The sequence below is a fragment of the Pseudomonas sp. URIL14HWK12:I6 genome (assembly GCF_000514195.1).
Classification (GTDB): Bacteria; Pseudomonadota; Gammaproteobacteria; order Pseudomonadales; family Pseudomonadaceae; genus Aquipseudomonas; species Aquipseudomonas putida_A.
Genome location: NZ_AZVL01000027.1, coordinates 51,117 through 64,652 on the forward strand (window position 1 = coordinate 51,117; position 13,536 = coordinate 64,652).

General features: G+C 61.5%; 10 protein-coding genes and 1 tRNA gene. 6 read left to right on the forward strand and 5 right to left on the reverse strand.

What is annotated here, in order from left to right; translation table 11 throughout:
• Nucleotides 1-114 precede the first annotated feature (114 nt).
• On the forward strand, nucleotides 115-1,479 hold the full coding sequence (gene rmuC / locus H043_RS0124510) for a DNA recombination protein RmuC (protein WP_177325662.1): 1,365 nt from the start codon (nucleotides 115-117) through the stop codon (nucleotides 1,477-1,479).
• A 112-nt stretch (nucleotides 1,480-1,591) separates the two neighbouring features.
• Here rmuC and H043_RS0124515 read toward each other — a convergent pair whose 3' ends face one another.
• Together H043_RS0124515 and H043_RS0124520 are read right to left on the reverse strand one after the other, a co-directional pair.
• A complete protein-coding gene (locus H043_RS0124515) occupies nucleotides 1,592-5,062 on the reverse strand; it encodes a PAS domain-containing hybrid sensor histidine kinase/response regulator (RefSeq protein WP_027614071.1) in 3,471 nt (1,156 codons plus the stop codon).
• Nucleotides 5,063-5,283: 221 nt separating this feature from the next.
• The gene (locus tag H043_RS0124520) at nucleotides 5,284-5,826 is read right to left on the reverse strand and encodes a TetR/AcrR family transcriptional regulator (protein WP_027614072.1); all 543 of its coding nucleotides are present in this window, start codon (nucleotides 5,824-5,826) and stop codon (nucleotides 5,284-5,286) included.
• Nucleotides 5,827-5,917: 91 nt separating this feature from the next.
• On the opposite strand from H043_RS0124520, the gene H043_RS0124525 reads away from it, so the two are divergent.
• From H043_RS0124525 to H043_RS0124540, 4 genes are all read left to right on the forward strand, one after another.
• Entirely contained in the window at nucleotides 5,918-7,105 is a 1,188-nt protein-coding gene (locus tag H043_RS0124525; RefSeq protein WP_027614073.1) for an MFS transporter, read from the forward strand.
• Between the two features lie 51 nt (nucleotides 7,106-7,156).
• Complete coding sequence (locus H043_RS0124530) at nucleotides 7,157-7,468, forward strand: cupin domain-containing protein (protein ID WP_027614074.1); 312 nt, start codon at nucleotides 7,157-7,159, stop codon at nucleotides 7,466-7,468.
• A gap of 105 nt (nucleotides 7,469-7,573) precedes the next feature.
• Nucleotides 7,574-8,725, forward strand: coding sequence for a TDT family transporter (locus H043_RS0124535; RefSeq protein ID WP_027614075.1), 1,152 nt, complete (start codon nucleotides 7,574-7,576; stop codon nucleotides 8,723-8,725).
• Nucleotides 8,726-8,822: 97 nt separating this feature from the next.
• A complete protein-coding gene (locus tag H043_RS0124540; RefSeq protein WP_027614076.1) occupies nucleotides 8,823-10,697 on the forward strand; it encodes an MFS transporter in 1,875 nt (624 codons plus the stop codon).
• A 97-nt stretch (nucleotides 10,698-10,794) separates the two neighbouring features.
• Here the strand turns inward: H043_RS0124540 and sugE are convergent, their stop codons facing one another.
• The 3 genes from sugE to rdgC all read right to left on the reverse strand — a co-directional run bounded on the left by sugE (nucleotide 10,795) and on the right by rdgC (nucleotide 13,290).
• Nucleotides 10,795-11,109 carry a quaternary ammonium compound efflux SMR transporter SugE gene (sugE, locus tag H043_RS0124545; RefSeq protein WP_003223093.1) on the reverse strand — a complete coding sequence of 105 codons (315 nt, stop codon included), beginning with the start codon at nucleotides 11,107-11,109 and terminating at the stop codon, nucleotides 10,795-10,797.
• 119 nt (nucleotides 11,110-11,228) lie between these two features.
• Nucleotides 11,229-12,194: a bile acid:sodium symporter family protein gene (locus H043_RS0124550; RefSeq protein ID WP_027614077.1), complete on the reverse strand. Its 966-nt coding sequence runs from the start codon at nucleotides 12,192-12,194 to the stop codon at nucleotides 11,229-11,231.
• A 175-nt stretch (nucleotides 12,195-12,369) separates the two neighbouring features.
• Entirely contained in the window at nucleotides 12,370-13,290 is a 921-nt protein-coding gene (rdgC, locus tag H043_RS0124555; protein ID WP_003223096.1) for a recombination-associated protein RdgC, read from the reverse strand.
• A 159-nt stretch (nucleotides 13,291-13,449) separates the two neighbouring features.
• Between rdgC and H043_RS0124560 the strand changes: the two genes are divergently transcribed.
• Nucleotides 13,450-13,525: transfer RNA gene (locus tag H043_RS0124560), tRNA-Val, on the forward strand.
• The last annotated feature ends 11 nt before the right edge of the window (nucleotides 13,526-13,536 follow it).

Below are 13,536 nucleotides of genomic sequence, written 5' to 3' on the forward strand. Positions count from 1 at the left end.
ATGGCTATGGACTTGACCAGCGTGTTGCTGGGTCTGGCGGGCGCGGGATTGCCGCTGCTGGCGCTGGCCTGGCAACTGCAACGGCGGGCCAGTGATCGGCAAGCCGAGGTCGCCTTGCTCGAAGAGCGTCTGGCCATGGCGCAACTGGCGCAGGACGGGCTCAACGCCCAACTTGAAGCCAGCCGCGATGAAATCGTCGACCTCGGCCAGGCCAATGCCGCCAAACAGGCGGAGCTGGCGGCCCTGCGCCGCGAAGTCGAGCTGCTGCAGATCGAGCGCGATGATGCCCGTGACGCTTCCCACGCGTGGAACATCGAGCGCGCCAACAAAGAAGCCGAATTGCGGCGTCTCGACGCTCAGGCCGCGTCGCTCAACGCCGAACTGCGCGAGCAACAGGAAAGCCATCAACAACGCCTCAACGACCTGCAAGGCTCGCGCGATGAGCTGCGCGCGCAATTCGCCGAGCTGGCAGGGAAGATCTTCGATGAACGTGAACAGCGTTTTGCCGAGACCAGTCAACAGCGCCTCGGGCAGTTGCTCGATCCGCTGAAAGAACGCATCCAATCCTTCGAAAAACGCGTGGAAGAAAGCTATCAGGCCGAAGCCCGCGAACGCTTCTCGCTGGCCAAGGAGCTGGAGCGTCTGCAAGCGCTGAATCTGCGCCTGAGCGACGAAGCGACCAACCTGACCCGCGCCCTCAAGGGCCAGAAGACCCAAGGCAACTGGGGGGAACTGATTCTTGAACGGGTGCTGGAACACGCGGGTCTGGAGAAGGGCCGCGAGTACCAGACCCAAGTCAATCTCAAGGGGCCGGACGGCGAGCGCTTCCAGCCGGATGTGATCATTTACCTGCCGGGCGACAAGCAGGTGGTGGTCGACTCCAAGGTCAGCCTCACTGCCTATCAGCAGTACGTTGCCGCCGAAGATGACACCCTCGGGCAGGTCGCGATCAAGCAGCACGTGCTGTCTCTGCGCAGCCACGTCAAGGGCCTCGCCGGCAAGGATTACAAGCGTCTGGAAGGCCTGCACAGCCTCGATTTCGTCTTGCTGTTCGTGCCGATCGAAGCGGCGTTTTCGGCCGCATTGCAGGCCGAGCCGGCGTTGTTCCAGGAAGCGTTCGACCGCAACATCGTGATCGTCAGTCCGACCACGTTGCTGGCGACGTTACGGGTGATCGACAGCCTGTGGAAGCAGGAGCGGCAGAGCCAGAACGCCCGGGAAATCGCTGAGCGTGCCGGCTGGCTGTACGACAAGTTCGTACTGTTCATTCAGGATCTGGACGAAGTCGGCAATCGCCTGCAACAGCTGGACAAGGCCTACAGCTCGGCGCGCAACAAACTCACGGAAGGGCGCGGCAACCTGGTCAGCCGCAGTGAGCAGCTCAAATTGCTCGGCGCGCGGGCCAGCAAGAGTTTGCCGGCGGATCTGCTGGAGCGGGCGATGACCGATGTCGATGGGCTGGTCGAGCTCCCGGAATAACCCGAAGAGCTTCGCGAGCAGCCTCGCTCCCACAGTGAATGCATTCCAAAAGTGGGAGCGGGCTTGCTCGCGAAGGCGTCAGTGGTAGCGCTGCAACACTCAAGTCGAACGGTTACAACGGCACATACCGACTCAACAACGCCCGCAACGCCGCCGGTTTCACCGGTTTGGCCAGATAATCCAGCCCCGCCGCATGCACCTGCGCCACCGTCTCCGGACGACCATCGGCGCTGATCACCACCCCTGGTACCGGCTCACCCAGCGTGGTGCGCAACCACGCCATCAGCTCGGTTCCAGTGTCGCCGTGGTCCAGGTGATAGTCGACCAGTGCCAGTTGCGGTCGCACACCCTCGTTCAGCAACGCCGCGCATTCTTCGCGATTGCGCGCCGTCCACACCTGACAGCCCCAGCGGGTCAGCAGGCTGTTCATGCCAATCAGAATGCTGTCTTCATTGTCGATGCACAGCACCTGCGCGCCGCTGAGCAGCTTGCCGTTCAACTCCACCGCAGTTTTCTGTGGCAGAGATTGCGCCCGGGCCAGCGGCACACTGACACTGAACACGCTGCCGCGCCCCGGCCACGAACGTACGCGCAGGGTATGGCCGAGCACGCGACATAAACCGTCGGCAATCGCCAGGCCCAGCCCAAGACCTTTTTCGGCGCGGGTCTGATGGCTGTCGAGGCGCTTGAACTCCTCGAAAATCACTTGTTGTTTGTCTTCCGGAATTCCCGGCCCGCGATCCCACACTTCCAGGCTCAACTCGCCATCGCGCCGACGTACGCCCAGCAGCACCGGGCCCTTGGCATAGCGGAAAGCGTTGGTCAGGAAGTTCTGCAGAATCCGCCGCAGCAATTTGATGTCGCTGTCGATGCGCAACTGGCTGCCGCGCACACGGAACTTCAGGCCTTGTTCCTGGGCCAGCGCCTTGAATTCGGCGCCGAGCGTATCGAACAGCTCATTGAGCGCGAACGGTTTGCGATCGGGGTTGATCTTGCCGTTTTCCAGGCGGGAAATATCCAGCAGGTCGCTGATCAGGTCTTCTGCCGAACGCAGCGAACTGTCGAGGTGTTGCACCAGTTTCTGCGCCTCGCTGCTCAAGCCGTCGTCCTGATGGGACAGGGCGGCAGAGAACAGGCGCGCGGCGTTCAACGGCTGCATCAAGTCATGGCTGACGGCGGCGAGGAAACGGGTTTTCGATTGGTTCGCCGCCTCGGCATGGCCCTTGGCTTCGGTCAGTGCGACGTTGAGCTGCGACAGCTCCTGCGTACGCTCGCTGACCCGTTGCTCCAGGCCTTCGTTGGCCTCAGTCAGCGCCTGCTCGGCTTCGCGGAACGCGGTGATGTCGGTGAAACTCATGACGAAACCGCCGCCGGGCATCGGGTTGCCGATCAGCTCGATCACCCGGCCGTTGGGGAACAAGCGTTCGGAGGTGTGCGCACGGCCCTGACGCATCCAGTGCAGGCGCCGGGCGACGTGGACTTCCGCCTCGCCGGGGCCGCACAGGCCACGTTCGGCGTTGTAGCGAATGATGTCGGCAATCGGCCGGCCGACGCTGATCAAACCGTCCGGGTAGTTGAACAACTCCAGATAGCGGCGGTTCCAGGCCACCAGCTTCAGCGACTGGTCGACCACGCTGATGCCCTGGGTAATGTTTTCGATCGCGCCTTGCAGCAAGGCGCGGTTGAACTGCAGGACTTCCGAGGCTTCGTCGGCGATGCGCACCACGTCCTCCAGCTGCATTTCCCGACCTTCAATCGCCGCTTTTACCACCGCCCGTGTCGAAGACGCGCCGAGCACGCCGGCCAGCAAGCGTTCGGTGTGGGCGATCCATTCGCCGTCGGCGTTCTGGTTCGGGTTGAAGCCCTTGCCCTGCCGGTAGGCGAAACGAATGAAGCTCTGCCGCGCACGTTCTTCACCGACAAAGCGTGCCGCTAGTTGCAGCAAATCATCGATCTGCACTGCGAGCATCGAACGCGCACTCGGCCGCGCGCTGATTTCCTGACCGATGAAGCGCCCGGCCTGCCAGTGCTCCGAAACCCGTGTACGCGACAGCACCGAGACCCAGGCGAACAACGTGAAGTTGCCCGCCAGTGACAGCACCACGCCTTGGGTCAGCGGGGTGATCGGCAGGTTCAGCGGGTTGCTGTGCAGCCACGAAAGGCCCGGGAACGTGCTCAGCGACCAGCCGAGACTGTGGGCGGCAATCGGCAGGATCAGCGTGTAGAACCAGAGGAACGTACCGGCGGCCAGACCGGCGAACACCCCGCGACGGTTGGCCTGTTTCCAGTACAGCGCGCCGAGCATCGCCGGGGCCAGTTGGGTGACGGCGGCGAAGGCGATCTGGCCGATGGTCGCCAGACTCGCGGTAGAGCCGAGCAAGCGGTAGCTGACGTAGGCCAGCAGCAGAATCAGCACGATGCTCACGCGGCGCACCGAGAGCATCCACTGGCGGAACACTTCGAACGGGCGCTCGGCGTTGTTACGTCGCAGTAACCACGGCAAGAGCATGTCGTTGGAAACCATGGTCGACAGTGCCACGCTGGCCACAATCACCATGCCGGTGGCCGCCGACGCACCGCCGATGAACGCCAGCAACGCCAATGCCGGATGGGCCTGGGCCAACGGCAGGCTGATCACGAACGAGTCGGGCAACACGTGACTCGGCAGCATCATCTGCCCGGCGAGGGCGATCGGCACCACGAACAGCGCGGCCAGCGCCAGATACGCCGGGAACACCCACTTGGCCAGACGCAGGTCCTGCGGGTCGATGTTCTCCACCACCGTGACGTGAAACTGCCGTGGCAGGCAGATGATCGCCATCATCGCCACCCCGGTCTGCACTACCATCGACGGCCAGTTGATGGTTTCCTTCCAGTATTCCTCGAGGCGTGGCGCGAGCATCGCCTGATTGAACAGGTCGTCAAAACCGTCGTACAGGCCATAGGTCACGAACGCGCCAACGGCGAGAAAGGCGAACAGCTTGACCAGCGATTCAAACGCAATCGCCAGCACCATGCCGCGGTGGTGCTCGGTGGCATCGAGGTTGCGCGTACCGAAGACGATGGTGAACAGCGCCAGTACCAGCGACACGATCAGCGCGGTGTCCTGGGCGCGGGTGCCCATGGCGTCGGCCCCGGCGCCGATCAGCAGGTTCACGCCAAGGACGATGCCTTTGAGTTGCAGAGCGATATAGGGCAGGACGCCGACCAGACAGATCAGCGCCACCACCACCGCCAGCGATTGCGATTTGCCGTAGCGCGCGGCGATGAAGTCGGCAATCGAGGTGATGTTCTCCTGCTTGCTGATCATCACCATTTTCTGCAGGACCCACGGCGCGCCCAGCAGCAACAGGATCGGTCCGAGGTAGATCGGCAGGAATGACCACAGCTGTTCCGCCGCCTGACCAACCGCGCCAAAGAACGTCCAACTGGTGCAATAAACCGCCAGCGACAGGCTGTACACCCACGCGCGCATCCGCGGCGGCAACGGTGTGCTGCGACGGTCGCCGTAGAAGGCGATGGCGAACATGATGGCCATATAGGCCAGGGCGACGGCGGCGATCAGCCCGGTGGACAGCGACATGCAACACTCCCGACAAAAGACTCCCCGGCAGTCCTGCCCGGGCGGACAGTCTCGCATGAGTATGGCGGTTAGTCAGTGTCGACCAAGGTCGTGGCGTGGCGGGGTGTCGCAGGTTTGAAACCGGGTGGTTCTGAGGTGACTGGTCAGGCCTCTTCGCGAGCAGGCTCGCTCCCACATTTGGAATGCAATCCCCTGTGGGAGCGAGCCTGCTCGCGAAAGCGTCAGTCCTGTCGCAGTGCGATATCGATCAACCGATGCAGCTCATCCACCTCCAGCGCCGCCGCCGAAAACAGAATCCGGAACACCACCGGCGCCACCACCAGATTGATCAACCGATCAACGCTCGGCGCTGCTTCATCGGGGTGGCGGTCAATGATGGTCTGCAACTGCCCACCAAGAATCGTCACGCAGTACCCCGGCGTGGCGCTGGCCTGCACATCGCGCATCATGTTGCGCCCCGGCTCTGAGCTCATCTCGTCGAGATACTGTTCAGCCCAGGCGCGAATGTCACCACGCAGGTCACCGGTCACCGCCGGTTCGCTGTCCGGGCGCATGCGAGCGAGGGCTACGTCGGCGAGCAACGCCGCCAGATCACCCCAGCGCCGATAGATCGTCGACGGCGTGACCCCGGCGCGCGCCGCGATTTGCGGGACGGTCACGCTGCTGCGCTCCTGTTCTTGCAGAAGCGCGCGAACTGCCGAATGAATCGACTCTTGCACCCGGGCACTGCGGCCACCGGGGCGTAAACTTTCTTTAATAGCCATGCGTCAGACCTTAACACAAAGAATTTGCTTTAAGCCAAAGCCGGGAGCACACTCCGCAAAAGCAAAAAATTAGCTTTTGCGGAGTGTGCCCATGACCAGCCTTGCTTCCAACCGTGGCAGCCTGATTTTTCTGGCGATCACCTTACTCAGTTTTCTCGCCGCTTCCACGGCGCCGACGCCGTTGTATCACCTGTATCAGGATCAACTGCACTTCTCGGCAGCGGTGCTGACCCTGATTTTCGGCGTGTATGCGCTGAGTCTGCTGGCGGCGCTGCTGACGGTCGGATCGCTGTCCGATCACCTGGGACGTAAACCGGTGATTTTCACTGCCGTGCTGCTCAATGCGCTAGCGATGTTGCTGTTTATCAGCGCCGACAGTGTTGCCTGGCTGATCAGTGCCCGCGTATTGCAGGGTTTTGCCACCGGCATGGCCACCGCTGTTTTGAGCGCGACGCTGCTCGACACCGACCGTCAGCAAGGGCCGTTGATCAACAGCGTCGCACCGTTGCTCGGCATGGCGCTGGGCAGCATGGGCTGCGGCTTGCTGGCCGAGTTCGCCCCGGCGCCGTTGCAACTGACTTACTGGCTGCTGCTGGCGCTGTTTGTGTTGCAGGCGGTGTATGTCTGGCGTCTGCCGGAAAGCGTCACCCCGCAATCCGGGGCTTGGGCTTCACTGCGGCCGACCCTGCATGTGCCGGTTCAGGCGCGTTCGACCTTATGGCGTGTGCTGCCGCTGAACACCGCAACCTGGGCCCTCGGCGGCTTTTTTGCCTCACTGGCACCGTCGCTGGTGCGCACCGCCACGGGCTCGACGTCGAACCTGATCGGCGGCGCGACTGTCTCGGCGTTGACCGTGACCGGGGCGCTGATGATTTTCACTTTGCGCAATCGTCCCGCCGGCAAAGCCCTGCAAATCGGCGCCAGTCTGCTGCCTATCGGCGTGCTGCTGATTCTGCTTGGGGTGCACAGCGCCAGTCTGGCGCTGTTTTTCCTCGGCACACTGGTCGCCGGTTGCGGCTTTGGCTCGGGGTTTCTCGGCGCGGTGCGCAGTCTGGTGCCGTTGGCCCTGCCGCATGAACGGGCCGGTTTGATGTCGGCGTACTACGCGCTGAGTTATCTGGCGTTCTGCCTGCCGGCCTTGTTGGCCGGGCATTTGACCCGAGCCTATGGGTTGCTGGCGACCACCGACGGCTACGGCGCCGGATTGATCGTCCTGGCCGGCGCCGCGCTGTTGCTCAGCCTGCGCCCGCAAGCAGTGAAGGCTTGCAGCACTCCATAAACGTGATGGTTTCAGCTACCTTTGTCCGGCCTTCTTTTCACGGATCGACAGATGAAGATTATCCGCAGCAAGTCGTTCACCGCCGAGCGTGCCTGGGGTGCGCTGGACATCGCCAACATGAACGGCATCACCACGCGCCTGCACTGGACTGATCAGCCGTACAAATGGCACGTCAACGATGGTGAGGAAGTGTTTGTGGTGCTCGATGGTCAGGTGCAGATGCGCTATCGCGAACAGGGTGAAGAAAAGCAGGTGCTGCTTGAGGTCGGCGATATCTTCTACGCCTCGGTCGGCACCGAGCACGTGGCGCATCCGCAGGGCGCGGCGCGGATTCTGGTGATCGAAAGCGAAGGCAGTGTCTAGACGATTATCTGTAAAGTAGATAACAGATAGAGAAATTACCCGTTATATAGATATTCGATTCGGTTCTACCATGGACTCAACCTCACCTGAGGACAGGAGTTCATGATGACTTGCCCCAACATAGCCAAACCCGGCATCAAGCCGTTCAGCCAGCTTCAGCATCCGCGTGAAGTGATCCGTCAATTCACCCCGAACTGGTTCGCCGCGACCATGGGCACCGGCGTGCTGGCCCTGGCCCTGGCGCAACTGCCGGTGGCGATCCCCGGGGTGCACGCGGTGGCCGAAGGGTTGTGGCTGTTCAACATTCTGTTGTTCACCCTGTTTACCTTTGCCTATGCCGCGCGCTGGGTTCTCTTCTTCGATGAAGCGCGGCGGATCTTCGGCCATTCCACCGTTTCGATGTTCTTCGGCACCATCCCCATGGGCCTGGCGACCATCATCAACGGCTTTCTGCTGTTCGGTCTGCCACGCTGGGGTGAGGGGGTGATTCATCTTGCCGAAGTACTGTGGTGGCTCGACGTGGCGATGTCGCTGGCCTGCGGCGTGTTGATCCCCTACATGATGTTTACCCGCCAGGAACACAGCATCGACCAGATGACCGCGGTCTGGCTGTTGCCGGTAGTCGCCGCAGAAGTGGCAGCGGCCAGCGGTGGCTTGCTCGCGCCGCATCTGGCTGATGCCCATGCGCAACTGGTGGTGCTGACCACAAGCTACGTGCTCTGGGCATTTTCCCTGCCGGTGGCGTTCAGCATTCTGACCATCCTGCTGCTGCGCATGGCCCTGCATAAACTGCCCCACGAAAACATGGCCGCTTCGAGCTGGCTGGCCCTCGGCCCGATCGGTACCGGTGCGTTGGGCATGTTGCTGCTGGGCGCTGATGCACCGGCGATCTTCGCCGCCAACGGCCTGCCGGGCATCGGTGAAATCGCTGCAGGCGTGGGGCTGATCGCCGGTATCACCCTGTGGGGCTTCGGCTTGTGGTGGATGTTGATGGCGCTGCTGATCACCGCGCGTTACCTGCGTGACGGCATCCCGTTCAACCTCGGCTGGTGGGGTTTTACCTTCCCGCTGGGCGTGTATTCGCTGGCGACCCTCAAGCTCGCCAGCACGCTGAACCTCGGTTTTTTCAGCGTGGTCGGCTGCATGCTGGTGAGCTTGCTGGCGGTGATGTGGCTGATCGTCGGTAAACGCACCGTGCAAGGCGCGTGGCGCGGTGGGCTGTTTGTCTCACCTTGTATTGCAGGGTTGAAGAAATAACCTGAAAAGTTTAGGTAAGGTGTGGCCTGGAACGCCGATCGAGATTCCAATAAGCAGATCCAGGCCATTCTCTACCGACCTCAGGGAAACACGGAAGATGAGTCACCCCTCACAGTTCAACCTGCTTCGCACTCGGCGCTTCCTGCCGTTTTTCATCACGCAGTCGCTGGGCGCGTTCAACGACAACGTGTTCAAGCAGTCGCTGATCCTCGCCATTCTGTATCGGCTGACCATCGAAGGTGACCGTTCGATCTGGGTCAACCTGTGTGCGCTGCTGTTTATCCTGCCGTTCTTTCTGTTTTCGGCGCTGGCCGGGCAGTTCGGGGAAAAATTCGCCAAGGACGCGCTGATCCGTCTGATCAAACTCGCGGAAATCGCGATCATGGCCGTCGGATCGATCGGTTTCCTGTTCGATCACCTGTCGCTGATGCTGGTGGCGCTGTTTGCCATGGGCACGCATTCGGCGCTGTTCGGGCCGGTGAAGTATTCGATCCTGCCGCAGGCGTTGCGCGAGGATGAGCTGGTCGGCGGCAACGGTCTGGTGGAGATGGGCACGTTCCTGGCGATTCTCGCCGGGACCATCGGCGCCGGGATCATCATGTCCTCGACGCACTACGCGCCGCTGGTTTCGACCGCGATTGTCGGGATTGCGGTGCTGGGATATCTCGCCAGTCGCAGCATTCCGCGCGCGGCCGCCGCGTCGCCGGAAATGCGCCTGAACTGGAACATCTTCAGCCAGTCCTGGGCCACGCTGAAACTCGGTCTGGGCCAGACGCCTGCGGTGTCGCGTTCGATTGTCGGCAACTCGTGGTTCTGGTTTGTCGGGGCGATTTACCTGACGCAGATCCCGGCCTACGCCAAGGAATGGATGCACGGCGACGAAACCGTGGTCACCCTGATTCTCACCGTGTTCTCGGTGGGGATTGCGCTGGGTTCGATGCTTTGCGAGAAACTCTCCGGGCGCAAGGTCGAGATCGGACTGGTGCCGTTCGGTTCGTTCGGTCTGACCGTGTTCGGCCTGTTGCTGTGGTGGCATTCCGGCGGAATCCCCGAGAGCGTCACCGGCCACAACTGGACTGAAGTGCTGGGCTTTGCGCATACCTGGGCGGTGCTGGTCGACATTATCGGCCTGGGTATTTTTGGTGGTTTCTATATCGTGCCGCTGTACGCGCTGATCCAGTCGCGCACCGCCGAAAACGAGCGGGCGCGGGTGATTGCCGCCAACAACATTCTCAACGCTCTGTTTATGGTGGTCTCGGCGATCGTTTCGATCGTGTTGCTGAGTGTGGTCAAACTGTCGATTCCGCAGCTGTTCCTGGTGGTGTCGCTGCTGAACATCGGCGTCAACGCCTACATCTTCAAGATCGTCCCCGAGTTCAGCATGCGTTTCATGATCTGGCTGCTCAGCCATTCCATGTACCGCGTCGAGCACCGCAACCTCGAGGCGATCCCGGACGAGGGCGCGGCGCTGCTGGTGTGCAACCACGTGTCGTTCGTCGATGCGCTGCTGATCGGCGGTGCGGTGCGTCGGCCGATTCGCTTTGTCATGTACTACAAAATCTATAACCTGCCGGTGCTGAACTTTATCTTCCGCACGGCGGGAACAATTCCGATTGCCGGACGCAACGAAGACATCCAGATCTACGAAAAGGCCTTCACCCGGATTGCCCAGTATCTGAAGGACGGTGAGCTGGTGTGCATCTTCCCCGAAGGCAAGTTGACCACCGATGGCGAGATCAACGAGTTCAAGGGCGGGCTGACGCGGATTCTCGAAGAGACGCCGGTGCCGGTGATTCCGCTGGCGTTGCAAGGGTTGTGGGGGAGTTTCTTCAGCCGCGATCCGAACAAGGGGCTGTTCAAGCGGTTGTGGTCGCGGGTGACGTTGGTGGCGGGTTCGGCGGTCGAGGTTGAGGCGGCGCAGCCGGCGAAATTACAGGGTTTGGTGGGGGCGTTGCGCGGCACCGTCAGGTAATCGGTGACTTCAAGGGCCCCTTCGCGAGCAGGCTCGCTCCCACATTTGAAATGCACTCCAGTGTGGGAGCGAGCCTGCTCGCGAAAGCGCTAGTTGCTTAAGCGCTGACCTTGAGGCCAATCAACCCGGTAATGATCAACGCCACACTGGCCAGCCGAATCAATGCCATCGACTCGCCAAACAGAATAATCCCCGCAATCACCGTGCCCACGGCGCCGACCCCGGTCCAAATTGCATAAGCCGTACCCAGCGGCAATTCCTTCATTGCCAGACCCAGCAGGCCAAGGCTGATGGCCATGGCCGCAACGGTCAGGACGGTGGGGAGCGGGCGGGTGAAGCCGTCGGTGTATTTCAGGCCGACGGCCCAGCCGACTTCGAACAGGCCGGCGAAAAACAGAATGATCCAGGACATAAGAGACCTCCATCGATTGACGGGGCCGTCCCCAGATTGATAACTCGATCGAGCCGCAGGGTCGTCCCCGCGTAGCGCAACAGTCTGCCGAGCATTAATCCGGGGATCAAGTTTGCCGGTCAGTCGGCCGGCTGCTGCGCTAGCGCCTCACGGTCTTCTTTCTCGCTCATGCGCTGGAAGTACGTCGAGAGCAACGCCCCGGAAATGTTGTGCCAGACGCTGAACAACGCGCTTGGCACCGCCGCCAGCGGCGAAAAGTGCGCGCTGGCCAAGGCCGCGCCCAACCCCGAATTCTGCATGCCGACTTCCAGCGCCAGCGACTTGCGCTGCGCCAGTGGCAACTTGAACAGGCGCCCGGTGAAGTAACCCAGCAGGTAGCCGAAGCTGTTGTGCAGCATCACCACGGCCATGATCAGCAGCCCGGATTCGGCAATCTTCGCCTGACTGGCGGCCACCACGGCGGTGACGATGATCACGATGCTGACCACCGACACCAGTGGCAGCACGTCCACCGCGTGGCGCACCCTGTCGCCGAGCACGCGTTGCGCGACCACGCCGAGCACGATCGGCAGCAACACCACTTGCAGGATCGACCAGAACAACTCCATGAACGACACCGGCAACCATGCCGAAGCCAGCAGCCAGATCAGCGCCGGGGTCAGCAGCGGGGCGAGGAGGGTGGTGACGGCAGCAATCGCCACCGACAGCGCCAGATCGCCGCGTGCCAGCCAGGTCATGACATTGGAGGAGGTGCCGCTTGGGCAGCAGCCCACCAGAATCACCCCGACCGCGATTTCCGGTGGCAGATGGAAGATCTGGCAGAGCAACCACGCCACACCGGGCATGATCACGAAATGTGCGACCACGCCTAACGCCACACGCCACGGATGGCGGGCGACGGCAGCAAAGTCGTCAAGTTTGAGGGTCAGACCCATGCCGAACATCACCAGCCCCAGCAGCGGCACGATTGCGCCTTTGAGGTCGAGGAACCACGCCGGTTTCAGGAACGCGATCACCGCGAAAATCAGAACCCAGTAAGCGAAGGTATTGCCGACAAAGCGGCTGAGTGCAGCCAGTGCGCGCATGGCCTGTTCCTTATTATGTGAAAGCGTTAGGAAGCTAAGCATACGGTGCCAGCAAAAAGATCGCAGCCTTCGGCAGCTCCTACAGGAAAACATATTCCAAATGTAGGAGCTGCCGAAGGCTGCGATCTTTGTTTTTCAGGCACCTTCTATAAGAAGAGGGTGCATGCCAGGGCCCTTAGATCCCCTGCGGAGTCTCTTCCCCACCCAACGCTTCCACCAGTGCCGGCAGGAAGTCGCCGAAGGTCAGCATCATCAGGGTGAAGCTGGCGTCCAGTTGGCCCAGAGCCTCGTCGCCACCGTCCTGTTCCGCCTGATCCTGCAGCAGGTCTTCGAACTTCAGGCGTTTGACGGTCATCTTGTCGTCGAGCATGAACGACAGTTTGTCCTGCCAGGCCAGCGACAATTGGGTGACTACTTTGCCGGTGCTCAGGTGCAGCTGGATTTCTTCGCTGGTCAGGTCCTGACGCTTGCAACGCACGATGCCGCCGTCTTCGTGGGTATCGCGCAGCTCGCATTCGTCCAGTACGAAGAAGTCCGGTGCTGCTTGCTGGGTGGTGACCCACTCGGTCATCACGGCGGTCGGTGCGGTTTTCACGGTCAGCGGACGCACGGGCAGGGTGCCGAGCACTTCACGCATTGTGGAAAGCAGGTCTTCGGCACGTTTCGGGCTGGCCGAGTTGACCAGGATCAGGCCCTGTTTCGGCGCGATGGCGGCGAAGGTCGACGAGCGACGGATAAAGGCGCGCGGCAGGAACGCCTGGATGATTTCATCCTTGATCTGATCGCGTTCCTTCTTGTAGACCTTGCGCATCTGCTCGGCTTCGATCTCTTCGACCTTCTCCTTGACCGCATCGCGCACGACGCTGCCCGGCAGAATGCGTTCTTCTTTACGCGCAGCGATCAGCAGGAAGTCACCGCTGACGTGCACCAGTGGCGCATCTTCGCCTTTGCCGAACGGCGCGACGAAACCGTAGGTGGTCAACTCCTGGCTTGCACATGGACGCGCCAGTTTGGTGGCCAGTGCAGTTTCCAGCGCCTCGGCATCGACAGGCAGGTCTTGGGTCAGGCGATAGATAAGCAGGTTTTTGAACCACATGGGGTGAGTCTCTCCTTTATACAAAGGGGGGCATTATTGTCTTCGCCGGGTCATAGGCCAACCCTTCTCTAAGCCTTTGGAAGGCCTGAGAAAATTAATTAAAAAAGTGCTTGCCAGAGGTTGGGTCGCTCCGTAGAATGCGCGCCACACCGAAGCGAAGGGTGATTAGCTCAGCTGGGAGAGCGTCTGCCTTACAAGCAGAATGTCGGCGGTTCGATCCCGTCATCACCCACCATTCGTTTCAAG

Coding starts and splice junctions, on each gene's coding strand:
- H043_RS0124515 (WP_027614071.1), bottom strand. CDS start 5,062: ATGTCGCTGTCCACCGGGCTGATCGCCGCCGTCGCCCTGGCCTATATG.
- H043_RS0124520 (WP_027614072.1), bottom strand. CDS start 5,826: ATGGCTATTAAAGAAAGTTTACGCCCCGGTGGCCGCAGTGCCCGGGTG.
- H043_RS0124525 (WP_027614073.1), top strand. CDS start 5,918: ATGACCAGCCTTGCTTCCAACCGTGGCAGCCTGATTTTTCTGGCGATC.
- H043_RS0124530 (WP_027614074.1), top strand. CDS start 7,157: ATGAAGATTATCCGCAGCAAGTCGTTCACCGCCGAGCGTGCCTGGGGT.
- H043_RS0124535 (WP_027614075.1), top strand. CDS start 7,574: ATGACTTGCCCCAACATAGCCAAACCCGGCATCAAGCCGTTCAGCCAG.
- H043_RS0124540 (WP_027614076.1), top strand. CDS start 8,823: ATGAGTCACCCCTCACAGTTCAACCTGCTTCGCACTCGGCGCTTCCTG.
- sugE (WP_003223093.1), bottom strand. CDS start 11,109: ATGTCCTGGATCATTCTGTTTTTCGCCGGCCTGTTCGAAGTCGGCTGG.
- H043_RS0124550 (WP_027614077.1), bottom strand. CDS start 12,194: ATGCGCGCACTGGCTGCACTCAGCCGCTTTGTCGGCAATACCTTCGCT.
- rdgC (WP_003223096.1), bottom strand. CDS start 13,290: ATGTGGTTCAAAAACCTGCTTATCTATCGCCTGACCCAAGACCTGCCT.